We start from the raw sequence: 16,786 nt of genomic DNA, 5'->3' as shown, positions 1-16,786 counted from the left end.
CTTACTTACCACTCTTTCCGACCTTGCGGCGGATGACCTCGCCCGCGTACTTGACGCCCTTGGCCTTGTACGGGTCGGGCTTGCGCAGCTTGCGGATCTTCGCGGCGACCTCGCCGACCTTCTGCTTGTCGATGCCGTCCACGTGGAACTTGGTGGCCGACTCGACGACGAAGGAAATGCCCTCGGGGGCCTCGACCAGGATCGGGTGGCTGTAGCCCAGCTGGAACTCCATGTCGGAGCCCTTCGCCAGAACTCGGTAGCCGACACCGCTGATCTCCAGCGACTTGCGGTAGCCCGCGGTCACGCCGGTGATCATGTTCGCCACCAGCGTGCGGGAAAGGCCGTGCAGGGCCTTCGACAGACGCTCGTCGTTGGGGCGGGTGACGAGCAGCGTGCCGTCCTCGCCCTTACCGATCTCGATCGGCGCGGCGACAACGTGGGTGAGGGAGCCCTTGGGGCCCTTCACCGAGACCGCCTGGCCATCGATGGTGACGTCCACGCCAGCGGGGACCTGGATGGGCAGCCGTCCAATGCGCGACATTGCTGTACCTCCGTTTCCCGAATTACCAGACGTAGGCGAGAACTTCTCCGCCTACGCCCTTCTTGGCGGCCTGCTTGTCGGTGAGGAGACCCGAGGACGTGGAGATGATCGCCACGCCCAGGCCGCCGAGCACCTTCGGCAGGTTGGTGGACTTTGCGTAGACCCGCAGGCCCGGCTTGCTGATCCGCTTGATGCCAGCGATCGAGCGCTCACGGTTGGGACCGAACTTGAGCTCGATGGTCAGCTTCTTGCCGACCTCGCCCTCAACGGGCTCCTCAACCTTGTAGGAGGAGATGTACCCCTCCTGCTGCAGGATCTCGGCGACGTGCGCCTTGATCTTGCTGGCCGGCATCGCCACGGAGTCGTGGTACGCCGAGTTAGCGTTACGCAGACGCGTGAGCATGTCTGCGATGGGGTCGGTCATGGTCATGATGGCCTCAGGCCTCTCTCGCCGTGGTTTCTCCGCGCCAGGTCCCCCCGCCGCACTCCGAGGAGTGCGGCAGGGGCACAGACGCAGGGGACCTGCGGCGTCGTAAGACTGGGTGCGAGCCCTCCGAAGAGGGTCGACGGCAGCTACGGAGCTGCCGCGACAGGGGGCCCGACCTCACTACCCTACGGGATTCCGTACGCAGCCCCAAAAAAGGGGCTCTGTGGGGTCGGGCACACCTGCTTCGCTATGGCGTTACCGCGAGGTCCTGGTTACCAGGAGCTCTTGGTCACGCCCGGCAGCTCGCCGCGGTGCGCCATCTCACGAAGGCAGACACGGCAGAGGCCGAACTTGCGGTACACCGAGTGCGGACGGCCGCAGCGCTGGCACCGGGTGTAGGCCCGGACGCCGAACTTCGGCTTGCGCTCGGACTTCGCGATGAGGGACTTCTTCGCCATGTGGTTACGCCTCCTTGAACGGGAAGCCCAGAGCGCGCAGGAGCGCCCGGCCCTCGTCGTCGGTCTGGGCGGTGGTCACGACGGTGATGTCCATACCGCGCTGACGGTCGACCTTGTCCTGGTCGATCTCGTGGAACATGACCTGCTCGGTCAGACCGAAGGTGTAGTTGCCACGGCCGTCGAACTGCTTCGGGGAGAGGCCACGGAAGTCACGGATACGCGGCAGGGCCAGCGACACCAGACGGTCCAGGAACTCCCACATGCGGTCACCACGGAGGGTGACGTGGGTGCCGATCGGCTGGCCCTCACGCAGCTTGAACTGCGCGATGGACTTGCGAGCCTTCGTCACCGCCGGCTTCTGACCGGTGATGGCGGTGAGGTCGCGGATCGCGCCCTCGATCAGCTTGCTGTCACGGGCGGCCTCGCCGACACCCATGTTGACGACGACCTTGACCAGGCCGGGCGTCAGCATGACGTTCTCGTACGAGAACTGCTCCTGCAGCTGACCCTTGATCTCGGAGTTGTAACGCTCCTTGAGACGGGGGGTCACCTTCTCAACAGTCGTCTCAGACATCAGATGTCCTCACCGGTTCGCTTGGCAACGCGGATCTTGTTGCCCTCGTCATCGAAGCGGTAGCCAACGCGGGTGACGACCTTCTTGCCGTCCTTCTCCACGACCAGCTGGACGTTGGAGACGTGCACCGGGGCCTCGACGGTGACGATGCCACCCTGAGTGCCCGGGCCCGGCTTGGTGTGCTTCTTGACCCGGTTCACACCCTCGACCAGGACCTTGTTCTCGGCGGGCATGGCCTGGATGACCTTGCCCTGCTTGCCGCGGTCCTTGCCGGTGATGACCTGAACCAGGTCACCCTTCTTGATCTTCATGCTGTTCGCCATGAGTTAGAGCACCTCCGGCGCAAGCGAGATGATCTTCATGAACTTCTTGTCACGCAGCTCGCGGCCCACCGGGCCGAAGATGCGGGTACCACGGGGGTCACCATCGGTGTTCTTCAGAACGACCGCGGCGTTCTCGTCGAAGCGGATGTACGAGCCATCCGGACGACGACGCGACTTCACGGTACGGACGACGACGCACTTGACGACGTCACCCTTCTTCACCGAACCGCCGGGGATCGCGTCCTTGACGGTCGCGACGATGACGTCCCCGATGCCGGCGTAGCGACGACCGGAGCCACCGAGAACGCGGATGCAAAGGATTTCCTTCGCGCCCGTGTTGTCGGCGACACGCAGTCGCGACTCCTGCTGGATCACAGCTTTCTCCTGATCGTCAACGAGAGCTGACGGGCCGGCCGCTGCTCACACCAGCGCCCACGAGGGGCCTGGTGCACATACGGCCGTACCGCATCAACTTCGTTACTTGGCCTTCTCGAGGATCTCGACGACGCGCCAGCGCTTCGTCGCGGACAGCGGGCGGGTCTCCGCCAGGAGGACCCGGTCGCCGATGCCGCAGGCGTTCGCCTCGTCGTGCGCCTTCAGCTTGTTCGTACGGCGGATGACCTTGCCGTACAGAGCGTGCTTGACGCGGTCCTCGACGGCGACGACGACGGTCTTGTCCATCTTGTCGCTGACGACGAGACCCTCACGGGTCTTGCGGAAACCGCGCGTCTCGTTGGTGTTCTCAGTCATCAGGCGTTCTCCACCGTCTCGATGCCCAGCTCGCGCTCGCGCATCAGGGTGTAGATCCGCGCGATGTCCTTACGGACGAGCTTGAGCCGTCCGTGGTTGTCGAGCTGCCCGGTCGCCGCCTGGAAGCGGAGGTTGAACAGCTCCTCCTTGGCCTCACGGAGCTTGGCAACGAGACCCTCGTTGTCCAGCTCGCGGAGGTCAGCAGCCTTGGTGCCGGCCGACATCAGCTCTCACCTGCCTCGCGCCGGATGATCCGGCACTTCATCGGGAGCTTGTGAGCAGCGCGGGTCAGCGCCTCACGAGCCACCTTCTCGTTGGGGTACGACAGCTCGAACATGACCCGACCCGGGTGCACGTTCGCGATCCACCACTCGGGCGAACCCTTACCGGAACCCATGCGGGTCTCGGCCGGCTTCTTGGTGAGCGGACGGTCCGGGTAGATGTTGATCCAGACCTTGCCGCCACGCTTGATGTGACGGGTGACGGCGATACGAGCGGACTCGATCTGCCGGTTCGTCACGTAGGCCGGGGTGACGGCCTGGATGCCGTACTCGCCGAAGGCGAGCTCGGTGCCACCCTTGGCAGCGCCACGGCGCTTGGGGTGGTGCTGCTTGCGGTGCTTGACCCGACGGGGGATCAGCATTGGAGTCAGGCCTCCGTTCCGGTGTTCTCGGCAGCCGGAGCCTCGGCGGCCGGGGCCGCGGAGGCCTCGGCAGCGGCGGGGCGACGGCCACGGCCACCGCGCTCGCCACCACGGCGCTCGCCACCGCGGGCGGGACGACCACCCTCGGGACGGGCCGGGCGGTTGCCCGAGCGGGCAGCGGCGTTCTCAGCGCGGACCTCGGCGATGTTCTTGACGTCGCCCTTGTAGATCCAGACCTTCACACCGATGCGGCCGAAGGTCGTCTTGGCCTCGAAGAAGCCGTAGTCGACGTTCGCGCGCAGGGTGTGCAGCGGCACACGGCCCTCGCGGTAGAACTCCGAACGGCTCATCTCGGCGCCGCCGAGACGACCGGAGCACTGGACCTTGATGCCCTTGGCGCCGGACTTCATGGTGCCCTGCATCGACTTGCGCATGGCACGACGGAAGGAGACGCGGGAGGACAGCTGCTCCGCGACGCCCTGAGCCACGAGCTGGGCGTCCAGCTCGGGGTTCTTGACCTCGAGGATGTTCAGCTGGACCTGCTTGCCGGTCAGCTTCTCGAGGTCGCCGCGGATGCGGTCGGCCTCGGTGCCACGGCGGCCGATGACGATGCCGGGGCGAGCGGTGTGGATGTCAACGCGGACGCGGTCGCGGGTGCGCTCGATCTCGACCTTGGAGATGCCGGCGCGCTCCATGCCCTTCGTCATCATGCGACGAATGGCGACGTCTTCCTTGACGTAGTCCTTGTACAGCTTGTCGGCGTACCAGCGGGACTTGAAGTCCGTGCTGATGCCAAGGCGGAACCCGTGCGGGTTAACCTTCTGGCCCATTACCGGGTCCCTTCCTTGCTGCTGACGACCACGGTGATGTGGCTGGTCCGCTTGCGGATCCGGAAGGCACGACCCTGCGCACGCGGACGGAACCGCTTCAGGGTCGGGCCCTCGTCAACATACGCCTCGCTGATGACGAGGTCGTCCACGTTGGAGTGGTTGTAGTTGTGCGCGGCGTTGGCAATGGCGCTGTCGAGCACCTTGCCGACGGGCACGGTGGCGGCCTGCGGAGCGAAACGCAGGACGGCCTGGGCCTCCGTGGCCGGCAGGCCACGGATGAGGTCCACCACGCGGCGGGCCTTCATGGGCGTGACGCGGATGTACCGCGCCTGGGCCCTGGCTTCCATGGTTGTCCCCTTGCTGGTGTAAGTCATTGAGTCGGTAATCTCGCTGGCGACTAGCGACGCTTCGACTTGCGGTCGTCCTTGACGTGACCGCGGAAGGTACGCGTCGGCGCGAACTCGCCGAGCTTGTGGCCGACCATCGACTCGGTGACGAACACCGGGACGTGCTTACGGCCATCGTGCACCGCGATCGTGTGGCCGAGCATGGCCGGGAAGATCACGGAGCGACGGGACCAGGTCTTGATGACGTTCTGGGTACCCGCCTCGTTCTGCGCGTCCACCTTCTTGAGAAGGTGGCCGTCGATGAAGGGGCCCTTCTTGAGACTGCGCGGCATCTGACCTGCTCCTAGCGCTTCTTGTTGGTCTTGCGGCGGCGCACGATGAGGGCGTTCGAAGCCTTCTTCGGGCTACGAGTGCGACCCTCCTTCTGGCCCCACGGCGAGACCGGGTGGCGGCCACCAGAGGTCTTACCCTCACCACCACCGTGCGGGTGGTCGATCGGGTTCATGGCGACACCACGCACGGTCGGGCGGACGCCCTTCCAGCGCATGCGGCCGGCCTTGCCCCAGTTGATGTTCGACTGCTCGGCGTTGCCGACCTCACCGACGGTGGCGCGGCAGCGCGCGTCCACCAGGCGGATCTCACCGGAGGGCATGCGCAGGTGCGCCATCTTGCCCTCACGCGCCAGCAGCTGGATGCCGGCACCGGCGGAGCGGGCCATCTTGGCGCCGCCACCGGGACGCAGCTCCACCGCGTGGATGGTGGTACCGACCGGGATGTTGCGAAGCGGCAGGTTGTTGCCCGGCTTGATGTCGGCGCCAGCGCCGTTCTCGATCCGGTCACCCTGCGCGATACCGCGCGGCGCGATGATGTAGCGCTTCTCGCCGTCCGCGTAGTGCAGGAGCGCGATGCGCGCGGTGCGGTTCGGGTCGTACTCGATGTGCGCGACCTTGGCCGGCACGCCGTCCTTGTCGTGACGACGGAAGTCGATCACGCGGTAGGCGCGCTTGTGACCGCCACCCTGGTGGCGAACGGTGATCCGACCGGCGTTGTTACGGCCGCCCTTGCTGTGCAGGGGGCGAACCAGCGACTTCTCCGGCGTGGACCGCGTGATCTCTACGAAGTCGGCCACGCTGGAGCCACGACGGCCCGGCGTAGTCGGCTTGTACTTGCGGATGCCCATTTGGCTCTCTCGTCCTCGTCCTTATCGACGATCACGATCTCCGTTAGGAGACCGGACCACCGAAGATGTCGATGCGGTTGCCCTCAGCCAGCGTCACGATGGCGCGCTTGGTGTCCTTGCGCTTGCCAAAGCCCGTCTTGGAGCGCTTGCGCTTGCCCTGACGGTTGAGCGTGTTGACGGACTCGACCTTGACCGAGAAGACCGCCTCGACGGCCTGCTTGATCTGGGTCTTGTTGGCACCGGGCGACACGACGAACGTGTACTTGTTCTCGTCGAGGAGCGAGTAGCTCTTCTCCGAGATGACCGGCTTCACCAGGACGTCACGGGGGTCCGTGAACGTCTTGCTCGTGATCTCTGCAGCCATCAGGCGGCGCTCCCTTCGAGCTCGCCCTCAGCAGCCACGGCCTTGGCGGACGCGGCGGGACCCGCCACGAAACGCTCGAAGGCGGCCTGGGTGAAGACCACATCGTCGGAGACGAGCACGTCGTAGGTGTTCAGCTGACCGGCGTCCAGGATGTGCACGTGCGGCAGGTTGCGGGCGCTCTTCAGACCCAGCTCGTCGGCACGCTCGACGACGAGGAGGATGTTCTTGCGCTCGGTGATCTTGCCGAACAGACCCTTGGCGGCCTTGGTCGACGGCGCCTCGGCCGCGATCACGTCGGTGACGACGTGGATGCGGTTGTGGCGGGCCCGGTCGGTGAGCGCACCGCGCAGGGCGGCGGCGATCATCTTCTTCGGGGTCCGCTGCGAGTAGTCGCGCGGCACGGGACCGTGCACGACGCCACCGCCGGCGAACTGCGGGGCGCGGGTCGAGCCCTGACGGGCGCGGCCGGTGCCCTTCTGGCGGTACGGCTTCTTGCCGCCACCGCGGACCTCGGCGCGAGTCTTGGTCTTGTGGGTGCCCTGACGGGCCGCAGCGAGCTGCGCCACGACGACCTGGTGCATCAGCGGAACGCTGACCTTCGCGTCGAAGATCTCGGCCGGCAGCTCGAGGCTGCCGGTCTTGTCGCCCGAGGGCGACAGGATGTCAATGGTGCTCATATCCTCACAGCCCCTTCGCCGCAGTGCGGACGAGGACGAGGCCGCCGTTCGGGCCCGGGATTGCGCCCTTGATCAGGAGCAGCCCCTTCTCCGCGTCAACGGCATGGATGGTCAGGTTCTGGGTGGTCACACGCTCGTGGCCCATCCGGCCGGCCATCCTCACGCCCTTGAACACGCGACCCGGGGTGGCGCAGCCACCGATCGAGCCGGGCGAGCGGTGCTTGCGCTGCACACCGTGACCGGCGCCGAGGCCCCGGAAGTTGTGGCGCTTCATGACACCGGCGAAGCCCTTGCCCTTGGAGGTGCCGGTCACGTCGACCTTGACACCCGCCTCGAACAGCTCCGCGGTGATCTCCTGGCCGAGGGTGTACTCGGACGCGTCCGTGGTACGGAGCTCGACCAGGTGGCGGCGCGGGGTGACACCGGCCTTGGCGAAGTGGCCCGCGAGGGGCTTGTTCACCTTGCGGGGGTCGATCTCGCCGAAGCCGATCTGGACGGCGTCGTAGCCGGCCGGACTGTCAGCGGTGTGGACCTGGGTCACGACATTGGGCCCAGCCTTGACGACGGTCACCGGAACGATCCGGTTGTTCTCGTCCCAGACCTGGGTCATGCCGAGCTTCTCGCCCAGGATGCCCTTAATCTGCTTAGCCATCTTCGGTGCGCCTCTCAGAGCTTGATCTCGATGTCGACGCCAGCCGGCAGGTCGAGACGCATGAGCGAGTCAACCGTCTTCGGCGTGGGGTCGAGGATGTCGATCAGACGCTTGTGAGTACGCATCTCGAAGTGCTCGCGCGAGTCCTTGTACTTGTGCGGCGAGCGGATGACGCAGTACACGTTCTTCTCAGTGGGCAGCGGCACCGGGCCTGCGACCTGCGCACCAGTACGGATCACCGTCTCGACGATCTTCTTCGCCGAGGAATCGATGACCTCGTGGTCGTAGGCCTTGAGCCGGATGCGGATCTTCTGTCCCGCCATGGCTACTCAGTAGTCCTTTGTCCTTAGTCACTGCACGACCACCCTCCGACCCCCGCGCTCGGGCGTGTCGCACTCGCGCTTGCAAAAAACCGGCGAACAACTCGTCGGTTTCAAGATTTCGGGGTGGGGGGCCGGGTCGAGGCCCCGCATACGCTTCCCGGAAGATTCCCGTACTTTCGCCCCGCAGCTGCCGTGGCGTCGACTTCACGCTTAACGGCCATCACGGGAACGACGAATACCTGGGACTCGCTTCCAGTCCTCCCGGCGGGAGGCGCGCAGCATCGGCAACTCAACCGAGCAACTTGGACATACTGCCACATGGAGCAGCCCGGATGCCAATCGGGGCCGGTGAGGTCGCCCTCACCGGCCCCGATCGGGTGACCGTCCCCAACCGCGGCGCTCACCGCCGCGGACCCGCGTCACCAGGGTCGCTTGCTCCCGCAGGTCAGCGCCCACTCGTCACCGGTCACGTTGGCGCACCACAGCTGACCCTTGTCGGGCTCGTTGTTGTACTCCTTGAGCTCCTTGTTCACCGGCGCGCAGTCGGTCGGCCCGGCCGGGTCGTACTTCGGGCACTTGCCGTCGCGGTTCACCAGGATGTGCGCGCGCCAGGCGTCCGCGCCCATGTCGATGCCCTTGGCCCCGGCGACCGGCACGAACTCGGGCCTGGTGGTCGGCATGTAGCGGTCCGCCGACCAGGAGGCCGCCATGGTGGCGAACAGCGCCACCGCGCAGACCGCGCCGGCGACCAGCCGGCCGGTGACCGCGGGCCGCAGGGTCAGCGGCGCCGGCCGCCCGTCGGTGCCGACCCGCTGCACCGTGCGCAGCCAACCGGTGCCCCGCTGGACGAGGAACATCAGGCCGAGCACCGCGAGGATCATCAACGCGTAGAGGATGATCCAGGTCGTCCGCGGGTACAGCTGGATGGACTTCGTCTGGGCCATCTGGGAGGCGAACCAGAAGCGCAGCAGCCAGGCGCTGATCAGGGTGGCCGTCACGGTCCGGACGGCGATGCTGCGCAGCCCGAGGCCCAGCGCCAGCGCGACCCCGGCGAGCAGCAGCAGGGTGTAGGCGCTCTGCCCGGCGAGCTCACCGCGCCACGGGAAGTCGTGGTAGTTCAGGTCGCCGTTGCGGTCCGAGGCCCAGCTCATGATGTACGCCGGGTCGATGTACACCGAGAGGTACGCGTACCGGTCCTTGGCCTGGGCGCCCAGCCGCACCAGCTCGTACAGCAGCGGCGAGCCGACCACGCCGGCGCTCACCAGCGTCACGCCGAGGAACAGCAGCGCCCGCTTGATCCGGGCGGCGCCCTGGCGCCACGGGACGACGAACAGCGTCAGGACGAGGACGCCGGGCGCGGCCCAGATGAACCAGCCCGAGTACCAGAGGAACATCAGGCCGAACGAGACGCCGAAGCCGAGGCCGCGCAGCACCGTGGACCGGGTGGACAGCTCGTGCGACCGGCGGAGCTCCCGCAGGGCGGCGGCCAGCATCGGCACCATGACCAGCATCGTGACGTGGCTGTACGGCCGGATCGGGTCGAGGAAGAGGATCGCCGACGGGACGGCGATCAGCAGCGCCCAGACCGGCCGCAGCATCAGCCGCCAGGAGAGGTACGCCATCGGGCCGACCAGTGCGCTGCAGATCAGCTGGACGTCCTTCATGGCGTAGCCGACGCCGCCGACGCCGCCGTAGAACAGCTTCGACCAGACCGCCAGCAGCGCCGGGAAGCCGGGCGGGTAGACGCCGGGCAGGCCCTTGCCCCGCAGCATGTCGTTGGCCATGCCCATGAGGTTGCCCGGGTCGCCCTCCTGACCGCCGAGGCCCCACTGGGTACCGTTCAGCGCCACCGCGATCCCGCCCGCGACCGCACCGGTGGCCAGTCCGGCGACGGCCGCGCAGACCAGTCGCTGGGCCAGCTGGTACCGGGCCAGGCTGCCCCGGTAGGCGGCGTACAGCAGCACCGCCAGGATGGGCAGGCCCACGATGGCGGCGTACTTCTGGAGCATGGCCAGACCGCTGACCTGGCCCACCCGGTTCAGCGGGTTGACGTCGATGCGGGTGCAGAGCAGCGCGAAGCCGAACGCCGCCACGATCGAGACCAGGGCCTCGGCCGAGCGGACCGCCCAGGGGCGCTCCAGCAGGCCGTCGAGCCGTCCGGGGCGGGGCGCGATCGCGCCCTCCGGTTCGAGCGACTCCTTGCTGGAGCCGCCGACCGGGCTGGTGGCCAGATCAGTCATGTCAGTCACTTCCGTGCAGTGGCCACGTCCGATGAGTGGCGAAGGATGGCTCAGTGGACCGGCGATCAGCGGCCATCATAGGGCGCTTACCAGAAGCCGAAGCCTCGGGCAAGGACCCCGTGCCGGCCGTATCGGGGCTTGGGCGTGGTGGTTCAGCAGGATCCGCCCGGTCGGTCGTCGGTGCTCCCCATGAGCACCCCCTCACCCACCTAGAGCCCAGCGGCCGGCCGAAGCGCTTACTCCCGCCCCGTCGAATTCGGCCGGGCGCCTCGGGGCGCCGTGACCCGGGGGCCTCCGGCCGGCTGTCGGCACCGCCCTCGGACACGCTCCGGTCAGCTGCTGCGGACCGCGCGGCCGACCATGGCGCCGGCGTGGGAGAAGTCACCCGCGCCGAGCCGGCCGGCGGCGACCATCAGGGCGTGCAGGCGGGACGAGAGGTGCAGGTCGGCCGAGCGCGCGGCGTTGGTCCAGCCCTTGGCGCGCAGCTCCTTGGAGATCAGCGAGTAGTACCGCAGCTCCTCGTCGAAGCGCTTGCCGTCCTTGACCCGGTTCGAGGAGTCGCTGGCCTGGTGGCGCCGGTAGCGGAACACCTCGCGCTCGTCGACCAGCAGGTTGCCGCCCTCCATCAGCATGTCGACCATGAACGCCAGGTCGTGGATGGCGTCGATGTCCGGGCGGTACGGGATCTTCGACAGCGCGGACTGGCGGTAGGTGAGCGACGGCGTGTACAGCCAGTTGCCGGACAGCAGGCTCTTCACCGCGGCCTCGCCGCTGATCACCCCGGCCTTGCGGGCCGGCGCGCTGATCCGGCGCTTGACCTTGTCGCCGATGCCGAGCGAGGGCACCAGGGTCCCGTCGCTGTCCATCACCCGCACGCCCGGCTGGACCGCGATCGCGTTCGGGTCGGCCCGCAGGCGCTCCAGGACGACGTCCAGGTAGTCGGGCTCCAGCAGGTCGTCGGCGCCCATCATCGAGACGAACTCGCGCTCGGCCAGGGTGGAGGCCTTGTAGGTGTTGCCGTTGGGGCCCAGCCGCTCCGCGTTGCGGATGTACCGGATCCGCTCGTCGTTCAGGCTCTCGATGTACTGGGGCGCCCGGAAGCCCGGGTACTGGTCGTCCACGACGGTCAGCCGCCAGTCCTGCTGGTGCTGGGCCCGGATGCTGTCGATGGTGGCGAACAGGTACTCCGGATCGCCGTAGTACGGGATGACGAAATCGACGCTCATGACGGCGCCGCACCTCCTGGTCCTGGATCACGCTTCGGTGCCGCCCGGCCGCGGCCAGCGGGGCGCCCCAAGTCAACCAGCTTTGCCGGGCCCGTGCGTCAGCCGGTCGGCCCACACCGGCGCCGGGGGGCGGAAAGCGGGTGCGCAGAGGCCGCCGATCGGAAATTCTGGCACACAGAAATACGTCCACCGGGCGGCCGGGGGATGAATGAACTCGGTAATGTCCGGATTTTCCGGAGCCCAAGAAGACGGCACACATCGGCGCCCCCTCTTTGACAACGGACGAACGGGCGTCACCGTTCGACCCGGTGGCCGACGGTCGAAGGGGACCGTTCGCCGGCCTCTCCGGCGGCGCGCTCACCCGCACGCACGGCTGAGGGCCGGCACCCCGTCGGGGGTACCGGCCCTCAAACCCTGTGCCCTGTCGCGTGGAGCGCGATCAGTGGTCGGAGCCGACCGGAGCGTCGAGGCGGTCGTTGTTGTGACGGACGCCCTCGGTGATGGCGACCGTACGGGCCAGGTCGGTGAGCTTCTTCTCCAGCGACCGGAAGCGCAGGTAGGTGTTGAGCGTCAGGAAGCCCATGGCGATGACCATCAGGTAGAGCACCAGGTCCGTGCCACGGCCGACGCCCAGTGCGGTGGCCAGCTTGGTCACGCCGGCCGGCCACAGGATCGCGATGACGTTGGCGATGACGAAGAGCGAGAAGGCGATGCGCTTCCACGCCCGGGTGTTCGCGGCGTCCCAGCGCCGGACGAACAGGAGGGCCATGCCCACGGCGGCCAGGACGAGGATCAGCTGGATCCAGAGGTGATTCATCGGCGGTTACGCTCCCGCAGCGAGATGTCGAAGAGGATGTTCACGCCGTTGATCAGGGACTGGCCCTTGGCGCGCGAGTAGTCGGTGTAGAGGATGTCCACCGGCACCTCTGCAACCCGGAGGTCCGAGCCGGCGAGGAAGGAGACGATCTCCGAAGCGTGGGCCATGCCGTTCATGGTGATCCGGATGCGGCTGGCCGCCTCCCGGTTCATCACGCGCAGACCGTTGTGCGCGTCGGTGAGCTTGAGCTTGCGGGCGGTCGGGCTGACCGCGGCGGCGGTGCGGAGCACGACCCGCTTGATCCACGGCACCTGGCCGGTCTGCTCGATGAAGCGGGAGCCGAGCACGATGTCGGCCTCGTCCTGGCGCAGCAGCGCCACCATCTTCTCCACGTCGGCGGTCTGGTGCTGGCCGTCCGCGTCGAAGGTGGCGAAGTACTCGGCGCCCTCCTGCCCCAGCGCGTACTTCAGGCCGGTCTGCAGCGCTGCGCCCTGGCCCAGGTTGACCGGGTGCCGCACCAGGTGGGCGCCGGTCGTCATGACGTGCTTCGCCGTGTCGTCGGTGCAGCCGTCGTCGATCACCACGATGTTGGGGAAGGTCTTGCGTGCCCCCTCCACGACCTCGGCGATCACCTGGCCTTCGTTGTAGGCCGGGATCACCAGCCAGACGTTGTCATAGTCGGACACAGGGGCTCCATGCTTGGCGAACGGCACGGCGTCGCGTGCCTCGGTCTGTCTGTCGGTGGTGATCACGGGCGTCGTCGGCCAATCACAGTCCGGTCCCCCGCCGTCACGAGGTCCGCAGCGGCTCGGCCGCGCTCCTGCTGTCCAGCCCGGAGTGCCCGGAGGCGGCGGGGCGGGAGGGGAACGCGCGGTACAGCGCCCACAGCATCAGGACGGCGCTGACCAGCGCGCCGGCCAGGTACGCGAGCTCGGCACGGAGACCGACGTCACCCGGGGAGAGGGCGACCGCAACCAATGCTACGGAACCGGCCGTCCAGCCCACCAGCTGTCGGCGGTGCTGGGCGCTCGACATCAGCGCCTGGCCGAAGACCGTCGCGAGGACGTAGCAGAGGGTGCCGAGGACGAGCCAGGTGAAGTCCAGCGGGTTGAGCAGGTCCTTGGCGTTGAAGAGCAGCGGGTTGAGCCAGGCGCCGAGCGCGATGACCGGCAGCCCGCCGCCGATGCACATGGCGGCGACGATCGCCGTGGTGCGGGTCAGCACCTTGCGGAACTCGGCGTGGTCGCCGGCCGCGGTGGCACCCGAGAGCGCGGAGACCATGGAGGCCTGGAGGGCGCTGTAGGCGAAGAGCGGCACGCGGGCCATCACCACGGCCTGGCCGAGGGCGAAGACCAGGGCGTCGGACGCCTCGGAGTGCTTCGGAGCGAGCAGGCGCACGCAGACGACGGTCGCGTTCACCACCAGCTGGCTGAGCATCACGGAGCCGATCAGCAGGCCGAGCCCGCTGGTGAGCTGGCGCCAGGACACCTCCGGCCCGGGGGCGCGGTCGGCGAGGATGCCGCGCAGGCCGATCAGCGAGGCGGCGACCGGGGCGACCACCAGGATCAGGCCGAAGGCCAGCGCCGAGTGCAGCCCGAGGACGGCGGTCAGCGCGGCCAGCCCGATGCGCAGGGCACCGTCGACGGCCAGCTGGGTGCCGTAGGGGCCGAACAGCCCGAGGCCGGCCAGCGCACCGCGGGAGACCGAGCTCACCGCGAGGCCCGCCATGCCGCCGGCGAGGGCCACCACGAGGGTCCGGTCACCGCCGAACAGCTGGTCGGCGATCGGGCCGGCGGCGGCGGCCAGCACCGCGCAGGCCACGGCCAGGATCGCCAGGGCGAGCAGCAGCATCCGCCGTACCGCGGGCAGTGCCCCCGCCCCGGACACCTTGCGGGCGGCGACCAGCCGCGTCAGCTCCAGTTCGACGGGCTGGAACAGACCCCACCCGACGGACATCACGATCGTCCAGAGCATCGTCACCCTGGCTGCACCGGCCGTGCCCAGGCTGTAGCCCACGAGCGCCATGTAGACGTACGCCGAGGCGCCGAGCACGACCGTCCCACCGACCACGAGCCGGGCCCCCGGGGGTAGCACCCCGAGCAGCTTGGCGATCGGGTTCTTCATCACATGATCACCGAATTAACCGGCCGACCTTGCCACACGTCTCCGCACGAGGCCGGCCCGGCCGTGCGATTGCTGTGAATAGTAGCGGGTAGCCGTGAACGTCCGATGACGGTGGCCCCCACCCTCAGACCCCCGGGAAGGTACGGGACCACGGCTCCGTCCAAAGGTTCTGAGGATCGCTCAGCACCGTCACCGTGACACCCTGCGCCGCCAGGTCCCGCTTGATCCGGTCGCCCACGGAGGGGTCGGCGGTCAGGACGGTCGGCGGGACGGGCGCGGCCGGGAGCTTGTCGATGGCTCCCTTGAGGCGGCCCAGAGACTTCTGGTAGTCCTCCTCCTTCACCTGGGGACCGCCGATGGACACCCAGTGGATGTCGTACAGCGCCGTCATGTCGCCCCCGCGCCGGTTCAGCAGCGAGGCGAGCCAGGTGGCCTTGAGGTTCTTGTAGTCGTCGTTGGCGAAGAGCGCGATCACCGGGCCCTTGCTCGAGATGTCGAGCGCCTGCGCGCCCTTGGGGCCCATGTCCCCCTTGAACTCGCCGCGTCCCCAGGCCACCAGCGGGTTGGCGGACCAGGCGGACGGGTTGTCCTTGGTGGTCAGGAAGCCCCACTGCACGTTGGCGAAGAGGCTGAGCGCGGCGGCGACGGCGAGGCCGGACATCGCCAGCTCGCCGAGGCGGCTCGGCAGCGTGCGGCCCGTCCCCCGGTACGGGCTCTGCAGCATGACCCCGACGGCGCCGAGGGATATCAGGCTGACCACGACGCCCACGGCCGTCATCTTGTGGAAGTAGTACGAGTACTTGCCGATGGTGTGCAGCTGGTAGGCGGCGAAGGCGCTGAGCAGCCCGCCGGTGCCGAGCAGGACCGCGAGGTGCGCCTGGCCGACGGCGGTCCGGCGGTTGCGCGGCATGACCGCGGCCAGCAGGCCGAGCAGCCCGCCGCCGATGAGTATGGAGCGGTCGGCCCCGACGCTCGGGCCGTTCATGTTCGAGGCACTGGCCACGTCGAGGTTGCCCAGCACGGACAGGACGCTCGGCAGCGCGGCCACGCCCAGCGCGCACGCCAGCGCGCCGGCGGTCCACCACCAGCGCCCGGCGAACTTGCGCCGGTGCGCCGCCAGTGCGCCCAGCAGTGCCACGCCGACGAAGGCGCCGTAGATGTTGTACGCGTAGGTGACGGTGATCAGACCGGCCGACGCGGCCAGCACGAACTCGGTGGTGCCCATCGCCGGCCGGATCAGCACGGCCAGCGCGAGTGCTATCAGCAGCAGCCCGATGAAGGTCGAGTCGAAGCCGTGGACCATCAGGTCCATGTAGTTGCTCGCGAACATGATCGCGCCGACGGTCGCGCACACCGCCGCGCAGCGCCAGCCGCGCAGCCGCGGCCCGCCGATCCACCGGGCCGCCCAGACCAGCGCGGCGCAGAACAGCGCGTAGCCCACCAGCAGGTACAGGAAGTACCGGTTCATGGTGTAGAGCATGTCGCCGGAGTCGGCGGCGGAGTGGACGAGGGTGTCCGTCCAGGCCAGCAGGAAGTGGGAGCCCTGCGGGTACGTCACCTCGGACGGCGGTATCAGGAAGGACCGGGCCGCGTCCTGGTGGAGGAAGTTGAAGCCGCCGACGTTCTGGATGCCGGAGAAGAAGGAGAAGTGCGCGAGCCGGTCCTCCGACGTGGCGAAGTACGCGACCCGCTCGGCCGCCGACGTTCCCGCGATCGGGTGGAACAGGTAGTGCCAGACGCCGTAACCGGTGCCCAGGACCAGCAGGTCGGACCAGCGGAAGCGCAACGGCAGGCGCGGGCCGCGGCGGGCGGCCCAGGCGGCGACCGTCACCACGCTGAACATCAGGCCGCTGGTGGCGACCGGCGAGAGGCCCCACGGCCAGAGCGAGAAGAGCAGGCCGAACGTCAGCACCGAACCGGCGAGCACCAGCCCGGCGACGAACAGCCGGTCGAGCAGCACGCCGCCGACCCGGAGCACGGCGGCTATGGAGAACAGCAGCAGCGGCAGCAGCAGGACGCCCAGGTCCAGCGCGACCAGCCCGGTCGGCACCAGCCAGGACAGGGCCAGTCCCCCGGCCAGGACGAGCGGGTTGCGCCTGGACCGTCCACCGGTGGTCGACTCGGGCGGCGGCCCCGGCGGTGCGGTCGGACGTTGAAGCTCGCGCTCAGGCGAGGAATGTACGGTCGACACGGTGCCGTGCCCCTTCGGTCAAGTCCCTGCCGCCCGTCTCCCCGGCCGGGTGCGGACTTCCACTACCGTCAGCGGGCAGGCTACGAGCCACAGCATACC

At 68.4% G+C, this 16,786-nt stretch carries 23 protein-coding genes; all 23 read right to left on the bottom strand.

Going from position 1 to position 16,786, the window contains the following annotated elements; all coding sequences use genetic code 11:
• Window position 1 precedes the first annotated feature (1 nt).
• Window positions 2-541 carry a 50S ribosomal protein L6 gene (rplF, locus tag AC07BF_RS15125; protein WP_030055832.1) on the bottom strand — a complete coding sequence of 180 codons (540 nt, stop codon included), beginning with the start codon at window positions 539-541 and terminating at the stop codon, window positions 2-4.
• Window positions 542-563: 22 nt separating this feature from the next.
• Window positions 564-971 (bottom strand): 30S ribosomal protein S8, encoded by a 408-nt coding sequence (gene rpsH, locus AC07BF_RS15120; RefSeq protein WP_030055831.1) that lies wholly within the window; start codon window positions 969-971, stop codon window positions 564-566.
• Window positions 972-1,240: 269 nt separating this feature from the next.
• On the bottom strand, window positions 1,241-1,426 hold the full coding sequence (locus tag AC07BF_RS15115; protein WP_030055830.1) for a type Z 30S ribosomal protein S14: 186 nt from the start codon (window positions 1,424-1,426) through the stop codon (window positions 1,241-1,243).
• Between the two features lie 4 nt (window positions 1,427-1,430).
• Complete coding sequence (rplE, locus tag AC07BF_RS15110; protein WP_030393302.1) at window positions 1,431-2,000, bottom strand: 50S ribosomal protein L5; 570 nt, start codon at window positions 1,998-2,000, stop codon at window positions 1,431-1,433.
• Entirely contained in the window at window positions 2,000-2,311 is a 312-nt protein-coding gene (gene rplX, locus AC07BF_RS15105; protein WP_030055828.1) for a 50S ribosomal protein L24, read from the bottom strand. The genes rplE and rplX overlap by 1 nt, the downstream gene beginning before the upstream one ends.
• A 15-nt stretch (window positions 2,312-2,326) precedes the next feature.
• On the bottom strand, window positions 2,327-2,698 hold the full coding sequence (rplN, locus tag AC07BF_RS15100) for a 50S ribosomal protein L14 (RefSeq protein WP_030393301.1): 372 nt from the start codon (window positions 2,696-2,698) through the stop codon (window positions 2,327-2,329).
• 102 nt (window positions 2,699-2,800) lie between these two features.
• On the bottom strand, window positions 2,801-3,073 hold the full coding sequence (gene rpsQ, locus AC07BF_RS15095) for a 30S ribosomal protein S17 (protein ID WP_030055826.1): 273 nt from the start codon (window positions 3,071-3,073) through the stop codon (window positions 2,801-2,803).
• Window positions 3,073-3,297, bottom strand: coding sequence for a 50S ribosomal protein L29 (gene rpmC, locus AC07BF_RS15090; protein ID WP_063348970.1), 225 nt, complete (start codon window positions 3,295-3,297; stop codon window positions 3,073-3,075). The genes rpsQ and rpmC overlap by 1 nt, the downstream gene beginning before the upstream one ends.
• The gene (gene rplP, locus AC07BF_RS15085; protein WP_030055824.1) at window positions 3,297-3,716 is read right to left on the bottom strand and encodes a 50S ribosomal protein L16; all 420 of its coding nucleotides are present in this window, start codon (window positions 3,714-3,716) and stop codon (window positions 3,297-3,299) included. The genes rpmC and rplP overlap by 1 nt, the downstream gene beginning before the upstream one ends.
• Window positions 3,717-3,721: 5 nt before the next feature.
• Window positions 3,722-4,546 (bottom strand): 30S ribosomal protein S3, encoded by an 825-nt coding sequence (gene rpsC / locus AC07BF_RS15080; protein WP_363580113.1) that lies wholly within the window; start codon window positions 4,544-4,546, stop codon window positions 3,722-3,724.
• Window positions 4,546-4,893: a 50S ribosomal protein L22 gene (gene rplV / locus AC07BF_RS15075; RefSeq protein ID WP_363580111.1), complete on the bottom strand. Its 348-nt coding sequence runs from the start codon at window positions 4,891-4,893 to the stop codon at window positions 4,546-4,548. Before rplV ends, rpsC begins: the two co-directional genes overlap by 1 nt.
• 50 nt (window positions 4,894-4,943) lie before the next feature.
• Entirely contained in the window at window positions 4,944-5,225 is a 282-nt protein-coding gene (gene rpsS / locus AC07BF_RS15070) for a 30S ribosomal protein S19 (RefSeq protein ID WP_030055821.1), read from the bottom strand.
• 11 nt (window positions 5,226-5,236) lie between these two features.
• On the bottom strand, window positions 5,237-6,073 hold the full coding sequence (gene rplB, locus AC07BF_RS15065; RefSeq protein ID WP_063348968.1) for a 50S ribosomal protein L2: 837 nt from the start codon (window positions 6,071-6,073) through the stop codon (window positions 5,237-5,239).
• 43 nt (window positions 6,074-6,116) lie between these two features.
• Window positions 6,117-6,437 carry a 50S ribosomal protein L23 gene (gene rplW / locus AC07BF_RS15060; protein ID WP_063348967.1) on the bottom strand — a complete coding sequence of 107 codons (321 nt, stop codon included), beginning with the start codon at window positions 6,435-6,437 and terminating at the stop codon, window positions 6,117-6,119.
• Window positions 6,437-7,114: a 50S ribosomal protein L4 gene (gene rplD, locus AC07BF_RS15055; RefSeq protein WP_350877106.1), complete on the bottom strand. Its 678-nt coding sequence runs from the start codon at window positions 7,112-7,114 to the stop codon at window positions 6,437-6,439. The genes rplW and rplD overlap by 1 nt, the downstream gene beginning before the upstream one ends.
• Before the next feature lie 4 nt (window positions 7,115-7,118).
• Window positions 7,119-7,766 (bottom strand): 50S ribosomal protein L3, encoded by a 648-nt coding sequence (gene rplC, locus AC07BF_RS15050; RefSeq protein ID WP_327677876.1) that lies wholly within the window; start codon window positions 7,764-7,766, stop codon window positions 7,119-7,121.
• 14 nt (window positions 7,767-7,780) lie between these two features.
• Window positions 7,781-8,089: a 30S ribosomal protein S10 gene (rpsJ, locus tag AC07BF_RS15045; protein WP_012785157.1), complete on the bottom strand. Its 309-nt coding sequence runs from the start codon at window positions 8,087-8,089 to the stop codon at window positions 7,781-7,783.
• A 419-nt stretch (window positions 8,090-8,508) separates the two neighbouring features.
• Window positions 8,509-10,329 (bottom strand): hypothetical protein, encoded by a 1,821-nt coding sequence (locus AC07BF_RS15040; RefSeq protein ID WP_363580108.1) that lies wholly within the window; start codon window positions 10,327-10,329, stop codon window positions 8,509-8,511.
• A gap of 332 nt (window positions 10,330-10,661) precedes the next feature.
• Window positions 10,662-11,555, bottom strand: a complete 894-nt coding sequence (locus AC07BF_RS15035) for a glycosyltransferase family 2 protein (RefSeq protein WP_363580106.1) — start codon at window positions 11,553-11,555, stop codon at window positions 10,662-10,664.
• Between the two features lie 439 nt (window positions 11,556-11,994).
• Window positions 11,995-12,372: a DUF2304 domain-containing protein gene (locus AC07BF_RS15030; RefSeq protein WP_363580104.1), complete on the bottom strand. Its 378-nt coding sequence runs from the start codon at window positions 12,370-12,372 to the stop codon at window positions 11,995-11,997.
• Window positions 12,369-13,058, bottom strand: a complete 690-nt coding sequence (locus AC07BF_RS15025; protein ID WP_363580102.1) for a glycosyltransferase family 2 protein — start codon at window positions 13,056-13,058, stop codon at window positions 12,369-12,371. Before AC07BF_RS15025 ends, AC07BF_RS15030 begins: the two co-directional genes overlap by 4 nt.
• 103 nt (window positions 13,059-13,161) lie before the next feature.
• Window positions 13,162-14,496 (bottom strand): hypothetical protein, encoded by a 1,335-nt coding sequence (locus AC07BF_RS15020; RefSeq protein WP_363580100.1) that lies wholly within the window; start codon window positions 14,494-14,496, stop codon window positions 13,162-13,164.
• A gap of 124 nt (window positions 14,497-14,620) precedes the next feature.
• Complete coding sequence (locus AC07BF_RS15015; protein ID WP_363580098.1) at window positions 14,621-16,687, bottom strand: hypothetical protein; 2,067 nt, start codon at window positions 16,685-16,687, stop codon at window positions 14,621-14,623.
• Window positions 16,688-16,786: the final 99 nt, after the last annotated feature.

The organism is Kitasatospora sp. NPDC043950, from assembly GCF_056435345.1.
Note: the sequence above shows the minus strand (reverse complement) of the source record. Positions and strands in the feature narration are given on the sequence as shown.